Annotated in this window: 24 protein-coding genes; 16 read left to right on the top strand and 8 right to left on the bottom strand. The window is 35.8% G+C overall.

The genetic code is table 11. The features are described 5' to 3' along the window. Window positions 1–2: 2 nt before the first annotated feature. Both mobB and mobA read right to left on the bottom strand, forming a co-directional pair. Complete coding sequence (gene mobB, locus EG849_RS04765) at window positions 3–1271, bottom strand: conjugal transfer protein MobB (RefSeq protein WP_125011946.1); 1269 nt, start codon at window positions 1269–1271, stop codon at window positions 3–5. 4 nt (window positions 1272–1275) lie between these two features. After that, the gene (mobA, locus tag EG849_RS04770; protein WP_125011947.1) at window positions 1276–1710 is read right to left on the bottom strand and encodes a conjugal transfer protein MobA; all 435 of its coding nucleotides are present in this window, start codon (window positions 1708–1710) and stop codon (window positions 1276–1278) included. A gap of 515 nt (window positions 1711–2225) precedes the next feature. Here mobA and EG849_RS04775 point away from each other — a divergent pair. The 7 genes from EG849_RS04775 (at window position 2226) to EG849_RS04805 (ending at window position 5876) form a co-directional block, all read left to right on the top strand. After that, window positions 2226–2642: a DUF3408 domain-containing protein gene (locus EG849_RS04775; protein WP_125011948.1), complete on the top strand. Its 417-nt coding sequence runs from the start codon at window positions 2226–2228 to the stop codon at window positions 2640–2642. A gap of 128 nt (window positions 2643–2770) precedes the next feature. Further along, a complete protein-coding gene (locus EG849_RS04780) occupies window positions 2771–3460 on the top strand; it encodes a nucleotidyl transferase AbiEii/AbiGii toxin family protein (RefSeq protein ID WP_125011949.1) in 690 nt (229 codons plus the stop codon). Window positions 3461–3508: 48 nt separating this feature from the next. Next, window positions 3509–3817, top strand: coding sequence for a DUF6922 domain-containing protein (locus EG849_RS04785; RefSeq protein ID WP_125011950.1), 309 nt, complete (start codon window positions 3509–3511; stop codon window positions 3815–3817). A gap of 89 nt (window positions 3818–3906) precedes the next feature. Continuing rightward, window positions 3907–4149 carry a DUF6922 domain-containing protein gene (locus EG849_RS04790; protein WP_125011951.1) on the top strand — a complete coding sequence of 81 codons (243 nt, stop codon included), beginning with the start codon at window positions 3907–3909 and terminating at the stop codon, window positions 4147–4149. A 677-nt stretch (window positions 4150–4826) separates the two neighbouring features. Beyond that, a complete protein-coding gene (locus EG849_RS04795) occupies window positions 4827–5201 on the top strand; it encodes a hypothetical protein (RefSeq protein WP_125011952.1) in 375 nt (124 codons plus the stop codon). A gap of 100 nt (window positions 5202–5301) precedes the next feature. Beyond that, complete coding sequence (locus EG849_RS04800) at window positions 5302–5598, top strand: helix-turn-helix domain-containing protein (RefSeq protein WP_125011953.1); 297 nt, start codon at window positions 5302–5304, stop codon at window positions 5596–5598. Then, window positions 5595–5876 (top strand): helix-turn-helix domain-containing protein, encoded by a 282-nt coding sequence (locus EG849_RS04805; RefSeq protein ID WP_125011954.1) that lies wholly within the window; start codon window positions 5595–5597, stop codon window positions 5874–5876. Before EG849_RS04800 ends, EG849_RS04805 begins: the two co-directional genes overlap by 4 nt. A gap of 123 nt (window positions 5877–5999) precedes the next feature. Here EG849_RS04805 and EG849_RS04810 read toward each other — a convergent pair whose 3' ends face one another. The 3 genes from EG849_RS04810 to EG849_RS04820 form a co-directional block, all read right to left on the bottom strand. Beyond that, entirely contained in the window at window positions 6000–6941 is a 942-nt protein-coding gene (locus EG849_RS04810; protein WP_125011955.1) for a hypothetical protein, read from the bottom strand. 103 nt (window positions 6942–7044) lie between these two features. After that, entirely contained in the window at window positions 7045–8295 is a 1251-nt protein-coding gene (locus EG849_RS04815; RefSeq protein WP_125011956.1) for a site-specific integrase, read from the bottom strand. Between the two features lie 258 nt (window positions 8296–8553). Then, window positions 8554–8937 carry a pyrophosphohydrolase domain-containing protein gene (locus tag EG849_RS04820; protein WP_125011957.1) on the bottom strand — a complete coding sequence of 128 codons (384 nt, stop codon included), beginning with the start codon at window positions 8935–8937 and terminating at the stop codon, window positions 8554–8556. Window positions 8938–9016: 79 nt separating this feature from the next. Between EG849_RS04820 and EG849_RS04825 the strand changes: the two genes are divergently transcribed. Then, window positions 9017–9205, top strand: coding sequence for a hypothetical protein (locus EG849_RS04825; protein ID WP_125011958.1), 189 nt, complete (start codon window positions 9017–9019; stop codon window positions 9203–9205). Window positions 9206–9435: 230 nt separating this feature from the next. Here EG849_RS04825 and EG849_RS04830 read toward each other — a convergent pair whose 3' ends face one another. Both EG849_RS04830 and EG849_RS04835 read right to left on the bottom strand, forming a co-directional pair. Beyond that, window positions 9436–9807: a hypothetical protein gene (locus tag EG849_RS04830; RefSeq protein ID WP_125011959.1), complete on the bottom strand. Its 372-nt coding sequence runs from the start codon at window positions 9805–9807 to the stop codon at window positions 9436–9438. Between the two features lie 112 nt (window positions 9808–9919). After that, window positions 9920–11956, bottom strand: a complete 2037-nt coding sequence (locus EG849_RS04835) for a dipeptidyl-peptidase 3 family protein (RefSeq protein WP_125011960.1) — start codon at window positions 11954–11956, stop codon at window positions 9920–9922. Window positions 11957–12093: 137 nt separating this feature from the next. Here EG849_RS04835 and EG849_RS04840 point away from each other — a divergent pair, with 137 nt between their 5' ends. The 4 genes from EG849_RS04840 (at window position 12094) to EG849_RS04855 (ending at window position 15176) form a co-directional block, all read left to right on the top strand. Continuing rightward, the gene (locus EG849_RS04840; RefSeq protein ID WP_125011961.1) at window positions 12094–13290 is read left to right on the top strand and encodes an SRPBCC family protein; all 1197 of its coding nucleotides are present in this window, start codon (window positions 12094–12096) and stop codon (window positions 13288–13290) included. Between the two features lie 462 nt (window positions 13291–13752). After that, a complete protein-coding gene (locus tag EG849_RS04845; RefSeq protein WP_125011962.1) occupies window positions 13753–14295 on the top strand; it encodes an RNA polymerase sigma factor in 543 nt (180 codons plus the stop codon). Between the two features lie 30 nt (window positions 14296–14325). Then, window positions 14326–14733 (top strand): hypothetical protein, encoded by a 408-nt coding sequence (locus EG849_RS04850; protein ID WP_125011963.1) that lies wholly within the window; start codon window positions 14326–14328, stop codon window positions 14731–14733. A 2-nt stretch (window positions 14734–14735) separates the two neighbouring features. Continuing rightward, window positions 14736–15176 carry a sensor of ECF-type sigma factor gene (locus tag EG849_RS04855; RefSeq protein WP_233581748.1) on the top strand — a complete coding sequence of 147 codons (441 nt, stop codon included), beginning with the start codon at window positions 14736–14738 and terminating at the stop codon, window positions 15174–15176. Window positions 15177–15180: 4 nt separating this feature from the next. On the opposite strand, the gene EG849_RS04860 is transcribed toward EG849_RS04855, so the two are convergent. Further along, entirely contained in the window at window positions 15181–16236 is a 1056-nt protein-coding gene (locus tag EG849_RS04860; RefSeq protein WP_125011964.1) for a sialidase family protein, read from the bottom strand. Window positions 16237–16594: 358 nt separating this feature from the next. Here EG849_RS04860 and EG849_RS04865 point away from each other — a divergent pair, with 358 nt between their 5' ends. The 4 genes from EG849_RS04865 to EG849_RS04880 all read left to right on the top strand — a co-directional run bounded on the left by EG849_RS04865 (window position 16595) and on the right by EG849_RS04880 (window position 22389). Further along, window positions 16595–19018, top strand: coding sequence for a TonB-dependent receptor (locus tag EG849_RS04865; protein WP_125011965.1), 2424 nt, complete (start codon window positions 16595–16597; stop codon window positions 19016–19018). Next, complete coding sequence (locus EG849_RS04870) at window positions 19019–20119, top strand: PepSY-associated TM helix domain-containing protein (RefSeq protein WP_125011966.1); 1101 nt, start codon at window positions 19019–19021, stop codon at window positions 20117–20119. 54 nt (window positions 20120–20173) lie between these two features. Next, the gene (locus EG849_RS04875; protein ID WP_125011967.1) at window positions 20174–21049 is read left to right on the top strand and encodes an AraC family transcriptional regulator; all 876 of its coding nucleotides are present in this window, start codon (window positions 20174–20176) and stop codon (window positions 21047–21049) included. 86 nt (window positions 21050–21135) lie between these two features. Continuing rightward, window positions 21136–22389, top strand: a complete 1254-nt coding sequence (locus EG849_RS04880) for a hypothetical protein (RefSeq protein WP_125011968.1) — start codon at window positions 21136–21138, stop codon at window positions 22387–22389. Window positions 22390–22454 lie beyond the last annotated feature (65 nt).

A 22454-nucleotide genomic window follows, 5' to 3' on the forward strand; every position in this document is an offset into this window, starting at 1 on the left:
TTTTATAGCTTTCTTCTTTTTTTTATTTTGTTTTTCTTCATCTGATTAGCAAACTTTTCCTCTTCGTAATCTTCCCCTTGTATATCAGGTAGCAGACTAAACAATCCTAAATCGGAATTAGACGAATGCTCATTTGAAAGAAACTCAAATAGGTCTTTTGTTGGCAGGTTGTCTAATTCATTTGTTTTGGAAACAGGTCTATCTTGTATGTTCAATTCGGATTTATTTCCGTTGTTCCACCAATCATTGAATACATTTGCCGACAAGTTTCTGTCTAAAGCTGAAGCGTTCCATACACTACGGCTTTTGTGGTCGATGAAAGTCATACCGTAAATTCGTCCTTCATTATTACGTCTTACAACCGTATTAATTCCTTGTTCAGTCAATTGCTTTTTAAATTCGGATTCGTTCTTTGTGGTGTGTATAGCCAATTCAATTGTATTCTTTAGGGCAAACCTCGCAGGATTGGTTTTCATTTTCTCATTTGACTGTTCAAAGTGCTTTTGCAGTTGTGCAACTCCTGCATCTTTCCCGAATAACGATGCCTTGAACGGATTGCTTACTTTGTTTCCTTTTTCGTCTAATGCAACATACACCAATCCGTTTACAGGTTGTCCGTTCCGCTCACCTTTGACTTCTTCTGCTGTGATGTTGAATAGAGAAAGCAAAGCATTGTAACCACCCATAGTTGAAAAACTATAATGATTTGGCAGATGCCGTACTATCGAAGCAATCTGACTTTTGATGTCACCATTTTTATGATTTATGGGCTTGAAAACTCTATTGTTTTGTTTCTGTTCTTGTTCGGTTGCCTTTTGTAGATTATATTTCTGTTCTAAATCCCTACAGATAGCCATTGAACGTGGGTGGTCGTAATCATCGGGGATTTTCTTTCCATCAATAGCTACACAAGTTGAAACGATATGGATGTGTGTACGGTCTATGTCTGTATGTTTGAAAACGATGTAAGGTTGATTGACATATCCCATACGCTCCATATATTCCTTTGCCATTTCCATAAACTGTTCATCATTGACCGTATCCGAAGGATCTGGGTTCAGTGATATATGCCGAACCGTCTTTTCCGTTTTATTATTTGCTGATAAATACGGCTCAAAGCACTTGTTGAAATGCGCTACGGAATACTTACCATCTACTGTGTCGGGTATCTTATTGAGCAATAGAACCGTTCCGTTTTCCTTGTCCACTTTCTGCTGATTGTATAAAATTGCACCATACATATTGCTTCCCTTTCCAATTTTTGTAATCATAACTTTAATCTTTTTTCAGATACTTCTCTTCAAATTCCTGTGTCAATCGGATGACCTCTTTAGTAACTTGTACCAATTCTATGGTTTCCTTTTCCAATCTAAAAAGATATGTTCCTGCTTTTTTCTCGGAAAAATTGCGGTATAATATCTTCACAATCTGATTATAATTTGTTCCGATTGATCGGAACTGGCTAAAAAATCGGGTCAACTTTTCGTGATATTCTATGGCATTCATATCAATTTTTACGGTCTTTACCGTCTTTTGAAAAATGCAGGCTGTAATAAAATGAGCAATTACTTTCATTTCTGACTGGTCAAAAAGGGCAAGAAATTTAGCATTATCTTCTGCATTCAGGTTGATAGAATACCGATTGACCGCAGGGTCAATCTTTGGTTTTCTTCCTGTTTTCCTAATCTGTTTTCTTTTTTTCTCTTCCATAATAATCCATTTTTAATTTTCAATAAACGAGCGACTTCGGAGCCGTTTCCAGCCCCTGCAAGGGCAAGTGCTTTTGAGATGCCGAAATTTATTTCGAGGACCTCAAGAGATAACTTGCTCTGAACAGGAGTTCAGAAAAATCCATTTTGCAAACGGATTGGAGTTAGCTGAAAAATTTAGTCGCTTCTGTTACAAATTTCGGAAAGAGTATTTGAATAACAGCTGTTTACAATCAAGCCAATGAACGCCAAATGATGCCTTTGAAAGCCACATTTTTTTAGTTGGTGCGTATCTTCTTTTATTTGTCCCGTCGATATGCAAACTGTACAGACAGCAAAAGCGTAAGAACGGTTATACGTTGCTCCCAACGGCTAGAAAATCAGTCGGCATTGCGATTCAGTGTAATTATAGCCGATACTTTGATATACAATAGCTATGGACAATAGAACTTCCGTTTGGATAATAGTATTTGAGATCAAACAATAAGATATGCAAACACATAAACATAAAAATCTATGGACAGAGAAAATAAAAAAAGAGTGACACCTGATATTGATGAGGAGAAAATGATGAACCTAATGGTGGATGGTGTGAAAATAGGTGGACTACAGGATCCTGATGAAACACCACCTGCCGAACAGCTACCCGAAAAAGAAAAAGAGGTAAAGAGAGAGCGAAGCCGTACCAAAAGAATCAGCCCGGCTGAATATGAAGAAATATTCTTCAGGGAAGTAAAAACTACGGCACGGCATGGGAAATCGGTATATATCGATCCCAACCACCATAAAAAGCTCTCACGTATCATTCAGGTTATCGGAGATGACAACATTACCATCTATGCGTACCTGTCTAATCTATTGGATCATCATTTTCAGGAATTTGAACAGCAGATAACGGAAAGCTTCAATGAAAAGAACAAGCCTATTTTTTGAGTTCCTTAAAAATTGAAAGGTCAAGCTGAAAATACAGCAAACAGCCAATGAACGCCAAACAGTGCCACTGACAGCCACTTTGGGCTAAGGCTTCGATTTCGGGAGTAAATTCCCGAAAAACGAAAATTATGCTACACAAAGAAACGGTCAGTGCAGAGATGTGGGAACTGCTCCAAAAGCTGATGAAAGATGAAAAGCTGAAAGATTATTTTTTGGTGGGTGGAACAGCTCTTGCTTTGAGGTTAGGACATCGCTTATCGGTGGACATTGACCTGTTCACAACAAAAGATTTTGACTCAAAAGAAATGTTCAAATACCTAAAGGAAGCCTATAGAGCCGAATTGATAGAAGACGGACTGTCAAATAATACTGTTTTAGCTTTTATAGGGAATATAAAGGTTGATGTTCTGACACACAATTATCCATTGGTGGCTCCTTTAGAATATAATGATGGTATCAGAATGGTATCAAACCAGGACATCGGTGCGATGAAACTCCATGCCATTCATCAGAGCGGTGAACGATATAAGGATTTTGTGGATATGGCTTTTTTACTTGAGCATGCTCCGCTAAAAAATTATCTGGATAGTTATCACCAGAAGTATAAACAAGACCCTTATTGGGCATGTATTGGTTTAAAAACCTATGACAGGATTGAATCTATTAAGGGAGTCGGTATATTAAAAGGAAAGGGAAAAAGCTTCAATGAGATAAAAGCCATTCTTGAAAAAGCCTTGAAAAATCCCTTGGAGCAGGCTACATTACAAAGACAAAAAGAGGTGCCGAAGACGAACAAAAGACGTGGTTTCAGAAGGTAATGTAATTGAAAATCAGTATATTTGTATATCTAAAAAAAACGGAATGACATGGGGGAAATTATAGTAAACAGACCTGATCTGCACCCTAAATTCTTTTGGGATTTTAAATTTGATGAAATAGAATGGGAAGCCTATAAAATGGTTATCTCACGTATTTTAGAACGTGGCGGTCAACAGGAAATTAATGAAATCATCCGTTTTTATGGTCGTGATAAAGTAGTCACGGCTATCCGTGACGAAATTTACTTTCTTCCCAATTACGCCATTGACAAAGCTTTGAAATTCTTCCCTGAACTCAAAAAGGAAGAAATGTACTGTTACCTGAACCGTAAGGACAAACCTTACCATTGGATATAAACCGGTGATTTTAAAACAATGGAATTAAAAGGTAACGTAAATATTCCAAATCTTGACCGTGTGTTTTTTGGGATTTCGATATTGATGCAATGGACTTTAACAAAGCCTATAAGACTATTATTGCCCGTATCGTGGAGCGTGGAGGTCAGCAGGAAATTGATGAAATCATCCGTTTCTACGGTTATGATAAAGTAGTCACAGCTATCCGTGACGAAATTTACTTTCTTCCCAATTACGCTATTGACAAAGCTTTAAAATTCTTTCCCGAACTCAAAAAGGAAGAAATGTACTGTTACCTGAACCGTAAGGATAAACCTTACCATTGGATATAAAAAATCCAGTCTTAAAAGCGGTGTTCTTTTTGCTTCTTTTTTCTTGCTCCGCAAACCTTACAAGAAAAAGAAGTGACGACACTAATCATCAGCGAAACAAATAGTATTTATATCACTGCCGATCGTAGATAGCCGAAAAACTTCCTTCAAAAAAATATTTTCCAAAAGAAAAAGGAAAAAAAGAAAGCAGATAAACGGAAAGGACAATGCAGAGCCAAAAGGAAACGGAATAAGTCCCGAAGGGTGAAACAGAAAAAAGAATTTGATTTAGATTTTCTTTTTTCTGTTTCATTATGCCGTAAGCTTTTTGCTGGCTAGTGCGTGGGATGTCCTTTCCAACTTAGCTGCCTTTTTATCCGTTTTTTGGAAATCTGTTCATTCCAATATTTCCGCTTATGAAAAGCGGATTAAAAGCCATTTATCAAAGAAGTGGGTTTGAAAGCCACAGAAAGGATAACAGAAAATGGGCGTAGGAAAAGGTTTGGATATTTTTTGTTATGCTTTCCCTATATCCTTACAAAACTCTTTGATTTGCATGAGCCACAAGCACAGGAAAATTAAAGTGTTTTGAGGATTAAAATCCACATATACTGCCAGTGAACGCCAAACACAGCCAAACGAAGCCAAAACTCGTGAGTGCATTTCCAAATATTCTATTTTGTGCAAAATGTATTATTATGGAACAGCAAAGAAAACCAAAACCAAGAAAAAAATGGCTTGATAAGATAATGGAACAGTTACCTATATTCGGATTTGATTCAAGGGGAAGTATTTTATCAAATTTTGCATCTAATTTCAACCGAAATTTCAAAAGAGCAAAGGGGTCAGGAGTTGTCAGGCTTTTGTCTTCAATGTTTTCTGCACAACCAGTAAAATCAACTTCCCAACCTGAAAGCATCATAGGTGCGACAAAAACGGTTATTCGTTCAGATTTTAAAAATACTGATAAAAACCAAACGGTAAAGACCAAACAAAAGCCTGCTTTAAGAATCGACAATGCAATCAAACAGGAAGCCGGTCTAAAAAATAAAAAGCCAAAGTTGGGATTATAGACGAGTATTTGGCAACTGAACGCCAAACAAAGCCAATGAAAGCAACATTGGATATGTCTATTGGAATAGCTTTTATTTTCGAGGTCTAAATTGATTAGGTATGGAAATAACGGTTTTGGACATTCAGATTTTAAAGGCATTGAATAAGGAAATAAAAGAAGTATCTCTATTGATTGCGGAAATTACAGCACCTTACAAAGCACTGCAACAGGCAACGAAATGGCTCGACCAACAGGAAGCCTGCCAATTGCTCAATATCAGTAAACGAACATTACAAACGTATAGAGCAAAGGGTATTCTTGGAGCAACGCAAATCAATCGTAAAACATATTTCAAATTATCCGAAGTGGAGTTACTGATGCAGGGAGAGCGACCATTAAAAAAGCAAAAGAAATGAAACAGATTGGAAATTCAAACGAGGATATGCTTGCCCTGCTTGAAGCTGTGGTAGGTATCAAAAATGAACTGTTGTATATCAGGGAATATTTTCATCCGCTCTTAAAAGGGGAAATTTATCTGTCAGGCGAACAGGTTTGCGAAATGTTGCATATCAGCAAACGGACGTTGCAACAGTACAGGGATGACGGACTGATACCTTTTATCAAGCTCGAACGGAAAATTCTGTTTCGTGAAAGCGATATTATTATGGTATTGGAAGATAACTATCAGCGTTAGCTGATTGTATGAAACTGTAATCGTATCGGTCAATTAAAGAAACAGCCCACTGCTTAAAGCCGTGGGCTGTGGTGTTTCGTTAAAATAATTAATACAAATTTTGTGCATTAATTCATCTTTTTTTTATTTCCAAAATTCCCACCATTTTTTATCTTTTTTTTCTTCTTTAAGTTCTTCAATATTCTGAATAAAATTTTCTTCAGTTTTTAAATGATCATTGAGCACTTTATTATAAAATTTTTCATCAGTTGGATCTATCCCAAATAACCAGTCTGTTTGTTTTGTTGTGTAGTACCTTTTAACAACTGATTCCGTTTCGGGATTTTCTAATAATATTCTTATTACACCCTGATAATTTGATTTAAATACCGTTTCAACAGGTATTATTCCTTCAGAATTACCCAGCGTCATATAGTGATATACATCAACCTTGTTTTCTAAAGCATACTGATGAAATATTTCAAATAGTCTGATTTGTTCTTCTGGGGTATAACTTGAAATTAATCTACTATCCATATATTTATAAAAATATCCGCTTCTCAAAGCATACTCAATGTCTTGCAGTAATTTCTCTGAACCTACCCATTTGAATCTGTAAAATTCTTTATCTGAAAAATCAATAAGCGAAAAACCTGTTGTCTTTTTTATCTGGGCTTCTATTAAATCTGCATAATCTTTATATAAATTCTCAATAGGTAGTGGTTCTCCAATAGAAACTTCATCATCCACTACGTCATTTTCAACTCGGAAATATCGTTGCTCAAATTTGGAATTTAAGCTCCACTTGAAACTAAAAGTCATTGTGGATTCCTGAATGACGAAAGAAAAAACTTCCATATTTTCAGAAGTTCTTCCCCATATTCCTGTTTCCAATTCGGTTAGTATTAAAGTTACGTTTTCTAAAAAACAAACATCATAAACTCCTTTTTTTTTATGCCTTTCAAATGCGGTTTCAGCAGACACTTTTTTTTGAAATTTCCACTCCAATTCAAGTTCTCTGCCCAAATCAAAACCGTCTGTATCAAATCCATTGTTTACACAAATTCCCGCTATACTTTGTCCCATTCTTTAAATTTATATTTTGTTTAAAGTATTTTCCCTTTGAGCGCTAAATTACAAAAAAGCCAACGCAAAACAGCATTGGCTTTCTTTAATCGCTTTATTAGTTTTAAAGTTCAGTAATAAAAGAGTTTTCCATGTTTTTGAAATTATTAGATACCTTCTGCATATCCTTTCCGACTTTCTCATTGAGAATTTTGGCATAAATCTGTGTGGTAGCAATGTTTTTATGCCCTAACATTTTGCTCAAACTCTCTAACGGAACGCCCTCGCTCAAAAACAGCGTGGCAAACGTATGGCGTGCTAAATGAAAGGTTACTTTCTTTTCTTTCAGGCATTCAATCTGTTGAGATATTCTCTTTAAGCTGTCATTACAAATCGTATTTGATGGTACAGGAAATACTTTTCCATCTTTTGAAAATCCTGCATATTTTTCGATAATCATTTTGGGAATATCCAACAGCATCACGTTAGATGATATAGCCGTTTTCTTTCTGCGTACAATAATCCACTGGTTGCCATCAAAGAAATCCTGAATATTACTGTTTCTAAGCCCTTTCATATCTGAATAGGAAAGACCTGTAAAGCAACTGAAAACAAACAGGTCTTTAACCAATTCGTCTTTCTTTTTCTCGCAGTTGAACGTTACAAGCTGTTCCAATTCGTTACGTAATAGATAACCTCTGTCTTTCTCCTTTTTGGTATTCTTGTACTCGCTGAACGGATTAAAAGCAAGATGCTTTCTGCTCATTGCCAATCGGCAAACCGTGGTAAAGCCAATCATATAAAGCCAAATTGTGTTATGTGTCAAGCTTTGGTCATCACGCAGGTAGTAATCAAAGTCCTGTACAAAATCAGGAGTAAGGTCATTAAAAGACACATCGGAGTAACCGTATTTTGTAAGTACAAAATTGCGAAGATGTCTTAATAGTGTTTTATACTTACTTCGTGTTCCATTTACCCGAAGTCCGCTATTGACCTTTTTCTCATAGTCGGAAAGAAACTGTTCATAGAACTTGAAAAAGGTCATTTCTCCGCTTTCTATACCGAGGAAGGCATTTTTAAGTTTAGTACTGTTTACAGTCCCCTCGTTCTTCAGAATTTTGGAATAGCATTCCTCAATACCTGAACGGATTTTGTCAAGTTTGCTGTTTATTTCTTGGGCCTCTCGGCTTTTACCTAAAACCCTGCCGTACTTCAAATCCCAATTTGTTGCGGAAATATCCAACTTGGCACTGAATGCAGATTGATTACCGTTTACGGTAATTCTGCACATAACCGTAACTTTCCCGTTCTTCTTCGGGGCATTCTTTTTAAGGTAGAAAAGAACCTTAAACGTTGATTTTTTTGTCGTTTCCATACTCACAATTCTTAATGATAAAATTAAACCTATGCGAGCTACGGAACAATATGAAAAACTATGCAGAAAGCTGAATTACAGTATTTTAAAGCGGTTTCTGCTAATGCTTGAAAGTAACGTTTTAGTAACCTTACTTTTGCCTAACCTCGCTTTTTTCTGCTTTTTACATCATTACCAAAAAATCAAAAAACGATTGTAAAGCCTTTATTTACAATCGTTTTCCCTGTTATTAATCTTTGATGTATTTTTACTGAAAATTTATTTTAAAATTACTGAAAAATCGGGCTTGAAATAATTAGGGCCTTTCATTACTTTTCCATCTTCACGGTAAATGGGTTTTCCGTCTTGGCCTAATTTACTCATATTGCTTCTTTGAATTTCGTCAAAAACTTCTTCAATTTTATGTTGCAGACCGTGTTCGATAATCGTCCCGCATAAAATATAAAGCATATCACCCAAAGCATCGGCGATTTCCACTTTATCATCGTTTTGAACAGCTTCTAAATATTCCTCATTTTCTTCTTTCATTAAATTATAACGAAGCGTATTTTTGCTTTCGCCTAAATCACCTTTTACAATTTCACTATATCCGATTCCAAATGCCTTGTGAAATTCTTTCACGGCGTCCAATTGTTTTTGCATAATTTCTAAAATTAAATGATGGTGCAAAATACTCACTTTTTGAAATCAAATAAGTACTTTTGCATAAAATTTATACACTATGTTTTCACAAGGCCAAATCGTTTTTGCTATATCCTTCATCATCGTTTTTGTGATCGCTATGATCTACACTTACAGAAAAGATTTAAAGCTCCACAAAGTTTTTTACAAGGGAAGCCTCTGGATTTTGCTGGGATTTTTAGCTTTTATCGGATTATTGTTTGTCATTAAAGTTTATTTGAGACATTAATATTTAACTCAATTTCAAAAATTTGTTGGATCAAATCTTGAAAAAATTAAAATATAAAAAACGCCTTGATTTCTCAAGGCGTTTTCTTTTAATAAACAATGGTTTGGTGGCTTGCGCGAGTTGCATACTTCGTAACCGTTATTTTTCTAAAAAGATAGAATTTGTTGCGGAAGAAATTTATGGATTTTGCAAATATTTCGCAATCTCTGCAAAGCGACGTTACCAGAAGTTTAATTTTCAATGTCAATTGTAATATCTCCATTTATTTCAACAAATTTATTCTTTTCTGGAATTTTAATAACTAATTTAATTCTATTATCATTAATTGATTTGGGTTTAAATTTATAATTAAAAAATGTTGAGTTATTATTTTCTATTTTAATTTTTTTGTTGTTTTCAATTTTGTAAATTTCATATTCAGGGAGTTTTATATCGAAAGGATGAACTAAAACAGCTATACTATCATTTCTACCAACTTTTGATATTTTGCTATGTGGAATTCCAATCAAATGTAATGAATGTAAAAAATTCTCAGCATTTCTTTTTATTGAATCTTTAAGTAATTTATTTTCTTCTTCAAGTAAAGAAATTTTTGATGTCAAATTGTTTAACTTTTTTTGTTCAATATCAATGTTATTACAACTTAATATTATGAAGCAGATTGTTAGTATTAGGATTTTTTTCATAAATTTCTGGTAACATAAAATATGTTTCTTAATTCTCTTCTGCCAAGAAACCATACGTTTTAGAATAATGCAACATTTGTTCAGCAAATGTTTTTGGCTGTGTGATTTCAAAAGAAGTAATTTCTCCCTTATCATTAGTTTTCGGAACCAAAACCGGATTTACAAAGCCACTGTAAGGCGCTGATTTGAACTGTTTGTTTCGCTCCAAAATTTCTTTGTGCAATTTTTGGTCTACTTTCACCCCATAATTTTCTACCAGCGCTTTTCCTGCCACGAAATCACCTTCTGATTTAATTCTTTGTGTTTCTTTCAAAAGCTGTCCGAATAATTCGTGTAATTTTTCATAGTTCGTGATGTTGAAGTAGGTTTTTCCGTCACGCGTAATTTTCTCAATTACATTGTCTTTCTTCCCTTTTTCAAAAACCCAAGCACTCACCCATTGGCGGTTTCTCATGTGCGCTTCTTCAATGTCTGCACCTTGCTCTAAACGAATCAATTGCGTCACCAAACCATTTCTGATATAACCGTCATAAGCGGCAGTTCCCATTTTTTTCCAGTCGTCAACCAAACCTAATTCTTGCATTTTTGGATTGTATAAATAAAATAAGCCCACCAAATCAGCGCGCCCTTCTTCTAAAGTCGAAGCGTAACTTTTCAATGTTTCTTTTGGAGTTCCTACGCCCGGATTGATTTGCCCAGATGCGTGACCCACAACTTCGTGCAGCGCCGTATGCAATTTATCAGCAGTTTCTCCGTACTTTTCTTCCAATTCAATTTCTTCTTTGTCATTGGCAAATTCTTTCAATCGATCAGAACCTCCAGCGTGACTGTAGGAATCCACAATATTCCCTAAAGAAACTGATTTTGAACCGTGTTCTGCACGAATCCAGTCGGCATTTGGAAGGTTTACGCCGATTGGCGTGCTTGGCGATGAATCTCCTGATTCACCAGCGACCACGACCACTTTATAGGAAACACCAACCACATTTTTCTTTTTGTGATCTGCCATCAAAGGCGAATTGTCTTCAAACCATTGTGCGTTTTTTGAAATCACTTCCATCTTTTTTGACATATCAAAATCCTTGATTTGAACTACTGACTCATACGAACCTCTATATCCCAAAGGATCGTTGTACACCTCAACAAATCCGTTGATGTAGTCAATATTTCCTTCTGTAGCTTCAGTCCAAGCAATGTTGTAATCATCCCAAGTTTTTAAATCTCCCGTTTTGTAATATTGAATCAACAGTCCAATTGCATCGCCTTGTTTTTTATTTTCAGCAACGCCTTGCGCCAATTCCAACCAATGAATGATTCTATCGATTGCAGGACCATACATTCCACCACTTTTCCAAACTTTTTCTTCGATTTGACCGTTAGCATTACGAACCAATTTTGAATTTAATCCAAAAGAATATGGTCGCGTCGCATCAGGACTTTTCTTTGTTTTGTAATACGCTTCCACATCTTTAGCAGTAATTCCTTCTCCATAGTAATTTACGGCAGAACCCGCTAATAAACCTTTTGACTCGTCAAGATTTACTTTTTTGGCATCTTTTGTATTGAATAAAACGTCCACAACTTCAGAAGGCAAAGTCGTTTTTGTTTCTGAAAGCAATGTTTCAAAATAAGACTTTGAAAATTCAGGCTTGATTTTGTCGCTTGAATAATGGTGGTGGATTCCGTTGGAGAACCAAACTCTTTTTAAGTAGATTTCGAAGTTTTCCCAATCAGATGAAGTCTTATCTCCGTTATAATTTTGGTAAATATTTTCTAACGCTTTTCTGATTTTTAAGTTGTGCTTGTAGTTTTGATCCCAATGAATATCGCGACCCGCCATACCCGCTTGAGTCAAATAATAAACCAGTTTCTGCTCTTTCAAAGTCAGTTTTTCCCAACCCGGAACTTGGTATCGCAACACCTTGATATCTGCAAATTGCTCTACTTCATATTGAAAATCGGATGTTTCGGCTGATGCAACTTCTTTAGATTCCTCTTTTTCTTTATTACAAGAAACAAGAAATGCCGATGCAAGAAAAATACCTGCAATGGTTTTTAATTTCATATTCTTAGATTTAGTTTAACTTTATAATAAACAAATATAAGAATTTATAAAGGGAAGTGAATACGTGGTGAATCGCTTCATTAATGCCAAGTATTTTGCTACATTTGTTTAAGGAAAAAACGCCTAAAAATTAATTTATGAGAATTCTGAAATACATTTTGCTTTTGTTTATTTTGGCTATAATTGGCCTTTCAGTATATGTGGCAACCCAACCCAGCGAGTATGAAGTAGAACGAAGCCATGTCATCAAAGCGCAAAAATCAGTGGTTTTTAGTTATGTAAATGATTATAGAAACTGGGAAGATTTTGGGTCTTGGAAAGATGAAGATCCCAATATGGAATTCACCTACCCGGGTGTGACAATTGGCCAAGATGCTACTTATTCTTGGTCAGGAATTGCGGGCGAAGGAAAAATGACCACCGTTTTTGAAAAAGAGAATGACAGTATTGCCCAAAAAGTAAATTTTTATGGAAATGAAGCAACCGCCTATTTGACTTTTAAGGATACCACAGGCGGTACAAAAGTGACTTGGCATTCAAAAGGAAAAATCGGCTTTATGGATAAAGTTTATGCCACTTTCAAAGGAGGCATTTCTAAAATTGTTGGAACGATGTATGAAAAATCATTGGCAAAATTAGACAAAGTGATTTCGTATGAAATTAATACTTATGACATTAAAGTAGAAAATGTAGTTCAAAAATCAGGAACTATTTACTTCCAACATAAAGTGACTTGCAGAATAGCCGAAGTTCAGAAAAATGTGAGCCTTGTTTTACAAAGCATGGAATTGTTTTTCAAAGAAAACGGCATCAAAATGACCGGAAGTCCGTTTGTTTTATATGATTCGTATGATGTTTCGGGCGATAAAGCGGTTTTTTCAGTTTGCCTGCCAATGCAAGAAGAAATTTTTACGGCTGACGGAAGCGATTACACCAGCGGAAAGATAGAATCCTTCCAGGCTTTAAAAACAACTTTAAAAGGAGATTATTCGCACAGCAAAGAAGCTTGGGAAAAAGCAAGAACACACATTAGAAAAAACAATTTAGGCGAAACTTTAAACGGAAAACGCATGGAAGTGTATGTGGTTTCTGCCAATCAAGTAAAAAGTCCATCGAAATGGGTTACTGAAATTTATGTTCCTGTTGGAAATTCAGGCCCTGTGGTGAGTGAAATTGGCGGTGTGGAAGGTTCTACTGATTTGGTTCCGGCTTCAACTTCGACTGCATCAAAACCTGTTGGCGCTGTTATTACTAAACCCGCAAATACAGTTGCGAAACCGGTTACTCCAAAGCCTATAGTAAAACCGGAAACAAAAGCCGAGCCAACTGAATAAATTTAGAAGCAAATTCTAATTTACTGCCATTCAGACGAAATAGGAATTACCGTTACTTTACCTTTCTTTGTACGATTCCTTTTTCGTCGGAATGACAATTTTGTTATTGTTTCTTTTTGGTTTTTCAAATAAAGCCATAGATTAAAGGATTAGAAGGGATTTTTTTCTAAAATTGTTTTGTGTATTTGCCAAGAATTACAGAATTTTCTCTTTTCTCTTTTCTCTTTTCTCTTTTTACTGATTGAACCCAATTGGCAGACTGTTCTTTACAAAAAAACGAAAATCTTTCTCCATTAGCCCCGATTGGCGGGTGTAGCCTTTTCTTCCGTTTTCGGAGAAAAGCTACTGCAGAAAGCGGGAAATGCCTTTACTGAAAATGCCGAAACTTTCGCTTCTCACAAAAAACTTACGGTTCGATTAAACCTTTTAGGCTATCTTTAGTCTTATTAAAAACGAATTAAATTGCAGGACGAATCCGCTTTCATAAAGGAATTATTGGATGCAAAAACGCAGAATAAAGCGTTTGAAGCCTTGTTGGCAACCTATCAGAAGTCACTTTACAATCATATCAGAAATATTGTCTTGAATCACGATGATGCAGATGATGTGTTGCAGAATACGTTTGTGAAAGTGTTCAGGAGCTTGAAGGATTTTAAGGGCGAGAGCAAATTATTTTCGTGGATTTACCGAATTGCAACGAACGAAGCGATTACTTTTTTAAATGCGAAAGCCAAACGCAACGGAATGACAAATGCCGATTTTCAAGAAAAAAAAATTGAAAACTTGCAGGCAGATTCGTATTTTGAGGGCGATGAAATTCAGTTAAAACTGCAGAAAGCGATTGCTTTATTGCCCGAAAAACAGCAACTTGTTTTTAAGATGCGGTATTTTGAAGAACTGAAATATGAAGAATTGTCTGATATTTTAGGCACATCAGTGGGAGCTTTAAAGGCTTCGTATCACCATGCTGTGAAGAAGATTGAAGAATATATGATTAAAAATTAAACCTTTTTAGATTTTTAAAGTCAAACGATTATGAACTCATTTAATTTAGAAAATCATCCAAAAATTAATTCAGGATTTAAGACGCCTGAGCATTATTTTGAGAATTTTTCAGAAAGTGTTCTTGCGAAAGTTAGTCTCGAAGAAAAGCCAGTGGTTTCACTTTTCCAGCGAAGAAAAAATTGGTTTTTGGCAGCTGCGGCAGTTTTGGTTTTGGGTATTATGATTCCGTTTTTAAACAAACCTTCTGATTCGCAAAATATTGATGATGCCACCATAGAAACTTATTTGGCGCAATCAAATATCAGTCAATATGAATTGGTAAATATGCTTGATAATGAAGATATTGACGCACTAGAAAGAGATTTAGCCATGGACGAATCAACGTTGAACAGTGCGATGGAGTATAATGGAAATTTAGAAAATTACCTAATTGAATAACTATGAAAAAGTACATTACCTTATTTATTCTGATGGTTTCATTGGGCGTTGCGGCGCAAGGAAAAGACAGCAAAAGAGAACGAATTAAGGCTTTAAAAACAGCCTTTATCACCACTGAATTGGATTTATCATCAGAAGAAGCAGCGAAATTTTGGCCCGTTTATAATGATTTCGATGACAAGCAATTTGAAATCAGGCACCGAAAAATGCGAGGCCTCAGCAAAAAAATAGAGGCCGTTGATTCCATGTCAGAAAAAGATGCTTTGTCTGTTTTAAATCAAATGGAAGCTCTTGATGACGAATTATTACAGAATAAAAAGAAATTGTTTTCAAATTTAAAACCAATACTTTCTGCAAAGAAGATTGTAAAATTGAAAAAAGCGGAAGATGAATTTCAGCGCAAATTATTAAAACAGTTTAAAGAAAAAGGTCCTAAAAAATAGGGCCTTATTTTTTGAATTTTATTTTGGCAATTTTATTTTTCCCGGCAGCTACAGCTGTTGCTCCATCAATAAACCGAATGGTTTGATATCCTTTATCTGGTGAGAGCTGTATCCAGGTTTTTCCCTGATCTGACGAATAATTTATACCTGAAAAACCTACGGTAACCAACTGCCTGCCACCAGAATTGGGCACAAACTGCACACAATCTGCATAACCAAATCCGGTGTTTTCAGCCATTAAAGCCCAGGTTTTCCCTCCGTTTAGAGTCAACGCTTTGTTTCCTGAATTTTGAGAAGGTCTGTCATAATTTCCTCCGACAATAAAACCGATGTTTTCATCATAAAAATCGGCTGAAAAAATTCCGGCCATGGAAAGGCCTTGTGTAATTGGCGTAGTGTAAACCTCCCACGTTTTTCCTTTATCCGGAGAATAAAATACTCTGGCTTTTGTTCCTCCAGAGACGATCCACGTATCGTTTTTATTGACTACAAGATTTGTATTGCTGGCCGCGAAAGCCGCTTCGCCTTCGGCCAATTTTGGTAGATTTTCGCAGGAAAGTTTTTTCCAAGTTTCTCCTCCATCATGGGTAATAATTATTGAAAAGCAACCTTCCACTGGATCACCAATGGCAATTCCTTCTTTATCATTACAGAATTTCATGGAATCATAAAAAATGTCTTTGTGAGTTTCTTTATAAACGAGTTTTTTGTCTCTGCCGTTTTTTGAAACTTTATAAAGCAAAGCTGGACTTCCCACATTTAATAAAAAAATGCCGTTGCCATTACTGGCAATGCTCCTGAATTCTGGCAAGGAATATTCTCCTGAAATAGTATCAAGAAATTTTTCATTAGCTGTTAGGTCATAGTAACCAAACGTCCCTTTATCAGCTCCAAACCAAACTGTATCATTTACAATTGTAAGGGCTCTGACACTGCAATTGGTTTCTATCAGCGTATCCATTTCAATTCTTGTAAAATAGCCATTTTTTGGTTGTGAAATTTTTGAATCACAGGAAACAAAAGCCAATGGCGCCAAAAATATAAACAAAATTTTTCTCATTTCTTAAACAATAAGGATGTACAAATAAACAAAAGATATTTCTTTCTACAGTAAATGCATTTTGAATGCCAATTGACTCACAAAAACTTTTGATACAGTACCATTGGATGTTTTATAATGCAATTCGTGTTAAATAATATGATCTAAAAATGGAATTATTTAAAAAAATTGCTAAACAACGTTAATCTAAAAGCAATTTTTGAATAAATATATTTTGTTCTACTGCATAATGGTACTATTTTTTATAATAATCATAATTCGACCAATGCTATTTATATTTAATCTAAATTAATAGTGCGCGAATGCTTTTTGCTATTTACCTTTGCAAAAAAAATCAAAAACTTAACAATTATTCAAAATGAATAAATTTTTAATAACAGTGTTTATCAGCGTTTTTTGCAGTGCAATTGGATTTGCCCAAAATGGCGCTGTCATCGGTAAAATTGTTTCTTCTGACAATACGCCCCTTGAATCAGTTACTGTAACGGTAAACGGCACCAAATTTGGAACTCAAACTGATTCAGAAGGAAAGTTTGAAATCAAAAACATCAAGCCCGGCGACTATACCTTAAAAATTGCTTTTGTTGGATTTACCTCAAAAGAAGTATATTTTTTAATTCGTGAAAACGAAACCACTTCTGTAGAACAAACTACTTTAAACAACAAAAACGAAACTTTAGAAGAAGTTGTCATTACCGGAAACATTAACAGGTACACCAAATCTGAAAGCAATTATGTTGCTAAAATGCCCCTAAAAAATTTAGAAAACGCACAAGTTTATAGCGTTGTAACCAAAGAATTGATGAAAGACCAATTGGTTGTCAACCAAGATGAAGCTTTAAAAAACATTCCTGGCCTTTACCAATTGTGGGCTTCAACAGGTCGCGTTGGCGATGGTGGTTCTTATTTTTCTTCTCGCGGTTTTATTACCCAAAGCTTGTTGAGAAATGGAATAGCGGGTAAAATCACAAACAATGTTGACGCTTCAAATTTAGAAAGATTGGAAGCAATTAAAGGGCCGTCGGCAACTTTATTCGGCAGTTTATTGACTTCATATGGAGGTTTAATTAATCGTGTTACTAAAAAGCCGTATGAAAATTTTGGTGGCGAAATCTCCTATCAATCGGGAAGCTATGGCTTAAACCGAATTACAGCAGACATTAATACTCCACTAAATAATGACAACACCGCGTTGCTACGGGTCAATGGAGCTTACAATAACGCCAATACTTTTCAAGATTACGGACACACCCGAAGCTACTTCTTTGCACCCTCTTTTTCGTATCAAGTGAATGAAAAACTTTCAATTTCTATTGATGCTGAATTATCGAATGTTGATGCTTCTTCAATGCCTTTAATTTATATCCCGTATGGAGAAACACCAAATAACTTGGGGCTCCACAGTGCAGATGATATTAAAATGAATTGGAAGAGATCATTTGTGGGCGATGAATTCATGATGAATACCAAAACAACAAATATTTTTGCACAGGCCAATTATCAAATCAATGACCATTTAAGTTCTCAAACTGTTTTGAGCACAAGCTCAAATCAATCGGAAGGACCTCAAACTTGGTTTTACTTATTAAGAAACAATGAGATGTCAAGAAACGTTTGGAATATTGACGGAAGAGACAACATCATTGAATTTCAACAAAACTTCAACGGAGAATTTACTATCTTCGGAATGAAAAACAAATTCTTGTTGGGCGGTGACATCTATCGTGCAGAAAGCAAAATTGGTTTTGGCTATTTGCCGACCTTCTTTTTATTTGACACCGTTAATTATGCGGGTGCCAATGCCAATTATTACAACTTTACTCCTGACGCTGCAGATGCCCTGTTTGCACAAGGAACACAATCAAGATCACACACTTCGTTGACAACATACAGCGCTTATGTTTCTGATGTATTAAATGTTACAGACCGCTTTATTCTTTCAGCATCTTTGCGTTTTGACCATTATAATAATGACGGAAATTATGACCCTGCAACCAACAGCACTTCTGGAGATTTTTCTCAAAATGCCTTGTCTCCAAAATTTGGAGCCATCTATCAAATCGTAAAAGAGCAAGTTTCTATTTTTGGAAACTACCAAAATAGTTTCAGAAACATCGGCTATCAATTGGCTGATGTAAATGGGACGCCACAATTAAGAGCTTTTGATCCAGAACAAGCGAATCAGTTGGAAGCTGGAGTAAAATTAAATGTTTTTGAAAACAAGGTAAGCGCCACTTTTAGTTATTACAACATTGAAGTTAAGGATATTGTAAGAGCGGGACAATTAGCAAACACAAATGTTCAAGACGGAAATCAAACCAGCAAAGGCTTCGAGGCTGAAGTAACGGCAAATCCAATTCCTGGTTTAAATTTCATATTTGGCTATTCCTTCAATAACAGCAAATTAAACAATGCCAATGCTGATGTTGACGGTTTAAGGCCCGAAACGGCAGGTCCTGAAAATTTAATTAATTATTGGATCAGTTATAGCCTGCAATCCACTAAAATGAAAGGCTTAGCTTTTGGTTTTGGAGGAAATTATGCCGACGAAACTTTTATTTATAACAGAAATCCTTTAGGAAGTGGCAATAAGGCCGACGTTCAAACTTTCACTTTACCCTCTTATGCTGTAGTCAATGCCGCACTTTATTATGACCAGCCCAAATACAGGCTTTCATTAAAAGTAAACAATTTGACCGACGAATTATATTTTAACGGCTACACCACAATAAACGTTCAAACGCCAAGAACGTTTATGGGAAGCGTTTCCTATAAATTCTAAATGAGCTTGAAAAAAAACATTAGGTTTATACACAAATGGCTCGGACTTACGTCTGGGCTTATTGTGCTTATCGTAAGCATCACAGGCTGTATTTATTGTTTTCATGACGAAATTAAGGACTTGACCAGAGACTATCGAAAAGTGGAAATTCAGGACAAGCCATATATTCTTCCTTCACAATTGCAACAAAATGCCCAATCCCTTTTTCCAGAAGCTACCACAGATATGGTTGTTTTTTATGGAAAAGACCGGCCCGCAATTGTTTATGCACTAATAAAAGAGAAAGCTTACAATCTATATTTTAACCCGTATTCTGGAAAATTATTAAAGCAAGAAAACATCGAAGAAGATTTTTTTGTCATCATCGAAGACCTGCACATGCACTTGTGGCTGCCGGAAAAAATCGGAAAACAAGTGGTGGGGATTGCTACCCTCATTTTTATTTTGATGCTTTTTTCGGGAATTGTTCTCTGGTGGCCTAAAAAGCGAAAAGATGTAAAGAAGAGAATCAAAATAAAATGGAATGCCAAATGGCGCCGCGTCAACTATGATTGGCACAACGTTACCGGATTTTACATTTCTCTTCTGGTACTGGTAATGGCCTTGACAGGATTGACTTTTTCGTATGAATGGATGCACAAAGCAATGTATGTGGTTGGAAACTTAGGAAGGGAATATCCCAAAGAAGTTACACCTGCAATTGATTCAACATTGACATCGAATTCAAATACAAATCCGATGGATATGGCGCTTTCGCAAGCTTTTAAAGCCAAGCCGAACGACGAAATGTTTTTTGTTTGGTACCAAGGTGAAAAATTGCCGATAATTACAGGTTCTTATCCTGATGCCTTTGGTTTTGACCACCAATCAAATTTGCATTTCCATCCCAAAACAGGAGCGCTTTTAAGTTCCCACCTGTATGAAAATAAAAATCCCGGAACGCAATTGCAAGAAATGAATTATGGCCTGCACACCGGACAGTTCTTTGGCCTGGCCGGAAAAATAATTGCCTTTACCTTAAGCCTTTTAGCGGCAGCTTTGCCAGTAACTGGTTTTATCATTTTCTGGGGAAGAAAAAATAAGAAAGCAAAAAAAGCATAAAATATTATTTTTAAACTTGTACAAAAAGGACATTTTTATTTGTAATTTTAGCAGATGGAAATGATCAGCATTTTAGATATCACGCAATTTGAATTGGATAAAAGCCAAAAAGATTTTTTTGTAAACAAAATTCCGGCACACATTTCTCAAAACCAAAGCAAGATTACAAAACCACACAAGCACAATTCTTATCTTGCCATTTTGTTTACAAAAGGTTCGGGCCGGCATGAAATTGATTTTAATTCGTATGAAATAAAACCTGGAAGCTTATTTCTTATGGCGCCCGGGCAAACCCACCATTGGGAACTTTCTGAAGATATTGACGGATATATTTTTTCACATACCGCCAATTTTTATGACTTGCATTATTCACACAATCGAATGCATCAGTTTCCATTTTTTTATTCCATCCAAAATACGCCTTTTTTAGCTTTAGGAGAAAAAAACAAAGAGCAGATCGAAAAATTATTCCACAGATTGCTGGAAGAATACTTAAATAAAAAAGCGTTTCAACAGCAATTGATCCTGAGTTATATTGACATAATTTACATAGAAATATCTCGGTTGTATTTAGAAGACAATTCGCAAAAAATCATCAAAGCCAATTCTTATTCCGAAAAATTACAGCAGTTTGAATCACTGCTCGAAAAAAATTACATCAAAGAAAAATCACCTTCGCAATATGCTTCCTGGATGAATATCAGTCCAAAGCACCTCAACAGAATTACAAAAAGCGTGCTCGACAAAACGGCTTCTGAAATGATTTCTGACCGAATTATTTTAGAAGCCAAAAGAAGCGTCTTGCACACCAAAAATAATTTTTCTGAAGTAGCCTTTTCCTTAGGTTATGAAGACTACGCTTACTTTTCAAAATTATTTAAAAAAGCTTCAGGCCTTACTCCTACTGCCTTTTTAAAAATATACAAGTAAGCTTAAATAGTTTGGCACAGCTTTTGGTTTATCATTGCCAAAGACGTCAATCAAACAATTCAAAAAACATTTTACACATAGAAATCATGAAAACGAAATTTACCATATTTGCTCTGTTTGCACTATTTTTTGGAACTAATATACAAGCGCAAGACAGAACGACCGTTCGCGCAAACAATAGCGACATCAGTGATAACTTAGACCTTAAAGCAGTGGCTTCCATCTTTGGAGATTCTGAAGATTTGGCTGATTTTGAAAGACGCTTGAATGATCCAAAAATACAGATTTCGAATCTTGACTTGAATGGAGACAGACAAGTTGATTATTTGAGAGTTATTGAAACTGTAGAAAACAATACCCACCTAATCATCATTCAATCTGTGCTTGAAAAAGATATTTTTCAAGACGTGGCGACCGTGGAAGTAGAAAGAGACTCGAACAACAATGTTCAGGTTCAGGTAGTGGGAGATGTTTATATGTATGGTTCAAATTATATTTATGAGCCAGTGTATGTTCATACGCCTCTAATTTACAATGTGTTTTGGGTAAATTCTTACAGACCTTATTATTCTCCTTATTACTGGAACTATTATCCGACGTATTATAACCCTTGGAACCCTTACCCTGTTTACAGATACCAAAGAAACGTTCACGTTCATATTAACGTAAACAATCATTATAACTATGTGAACACAAGAAGAAGTTCGAGAGCTGTGGCCATGTACAACGGAAGACGTTCTGACGGTTATGCAAGACAATATCCAAACCGATCATTTGCTCAAAGAAATAGTAACGTTTCAAACAGGCAAGAATTGGTTGCTTCTAGAAATACAGGAACCAGAGCGGCTTCAACAAGAACTAATTCAACAAGAAACACGACTTCCAATAGCGTAAGATCAACAGCGGGAACAAGAAGTACTACTTCTACAGCAACACCGACAAGGAATAATACAAATACAGTTAGATCAACAACGGGAACAAGAAGTAGTACTTCTACAGAAACACCGACAAGAAATAATACAAATACAGTTAGATCAACAACGGGAACGAGAAGCAACACATCTGTGTCGACGCCAGCAAGAAACACTTCAAGCGCATCTACGCCTGTTCGTTCTTCAAGTAATTCAACTAGATCAAACAGTTCTTCAACATCCTCAAGATCACAGTCAGCTCCAATGCAAACGGCTCCGGCAAGAACGCAAACAAGAGCACAGGCGCCAGCGCAGACTCAGACTAGAGCCCAAGCTCCTGCACCAAGCAGAACGCAATCTGCACCGCAACAGTCTCAAAGATCAAGCGGTGGCGAATCAAGAGGAAATTCTGGAGGCGGAAGAAGATAATTATTAGATGTCAATAGCTATAAAAAGGCGTTTCAATTTAGAAACGCCTTTTTTATTTAATACCT

Source organism: Flavobacterium macacae, from assembly GCF_003865365.1.
Classification (GTDB): domain Bacteria; phylum Bacteroidota; class Bacteroidia; order Flavobacteriales; family Flavobacteriaceae; genus Flavobacterium; species Flavobacterium macacae.